Origin of the sequence: Streptomyces sp. S3(2020) (genome assembly GCF_013044505.1) — a bacterium.
Taxonomy (GTDB): Bacteria; Actinomycetota; Actinomycetes; order Streptomycetales; family Streptomycetaceae; genus Streptomyces.
Genome location: NZ_JABERD010000527.1, coordinates 1 through 1,065, shown reverse-complemented (window position 1 = coordinate 1,065; position 1,065 = coordinate 1). Strand labels below are relative to the sequence as shown.

General features: G+C 56.7%; 1 rRNA gene. It reads left to right on the top strand.

Annotated features, from left to right (window positions below):
• A 23S ribosomal RNA gene (locus HLK59_RS50135) occupies nucleotides 1–1,065 on the top strand; the annotation flags it as partial.

The window sequence follows — 1,065 nt, the reverse complement described above, 5'->3', positions numbered from 1 at the left end:
CAGTACCCGCAGGAAGAGAAAACAACCGTGATTCCGGGAGTAGTGGCGAGCGAAACCGGATGAGGCCAAACCGTATGCGTGTGAGACCCGGCAGGGGTTGCGCATGCGGGGTTGTGGGATCTCTCTTTCACAGTCTGCCGGCTGTGAGACGAGTCAGAAACCGTTGATGTAGGCGAAGGACATGCGAAAGGTCCGGCGTAGAGGGTAAGACCCCCGTAGTCGAAACATCAGCGGCTCGTTTGAGAGACACCCAAGTAGCACGGGGCCCGAGAAATCCCGTGTGAATCTGGCGGGACCACCCGCTAAGCCTAAATATTCCCTGGTGACCGATAGCGGATAGTACCGTGAGGGAATGGTGAAAAGTACCGCGGGAGCGGAGTGAAATAGTACCTGAAACCGTGTGCCTACAAGCCGTGGGAGCGTCGGGCAAGCACTTGTGCTTGCCTCGTGACTGCGTGCCTTTTGAAGAATGAGCCTGCGAGTTTGCGGTGTGTTGCGAGGTTAACCCGTGTGGGGAAGCCGTAGCGAAAGCGAGTCCGAACAGGGCGATTCAGTAGCGCGCTCAAGACCCGAAGCGGAGTGATCTAGCCATGGGCAGGTTGAAGCGGAGGTAAGACTTCGTGGAGGACCGAACCCACCAGGGTTGAAAACCTGGGGGATGACCTGTGGTTAGGGGTGAAAGGCCAATCAAACTCCGTGATAGCTGGTTCTCCCCGAAATGCATTTAGGTGCAGCGTCGTGTGTTTCTTGCCGGAGGTAGAGCACTGGATAGGCGATGGGCCCTACCGGGTTACTGACCTTAGCCAAACTCCGAATGCCGGTAAGTGAGAGCACGGCAGTGAGACTGTGGGGGATAAGCTCCATGGTCGAGAGGGAAACAGCCCAGAGCATCGACTAAGGCCCCTAAGCGTACGCTAAGTGGGAAAGGATGTGGAGTCGCAGAGACAACCAGGAGGTTGGCTTAGAAGCAGCCACCCTTGAAAGAGTGCGTAATAGCTCACTGGTCTAGTGATTCCGCGCCGACAATGTAGCGGGGCTCAAGCGTACCGCCGAAGTCGTGTCATT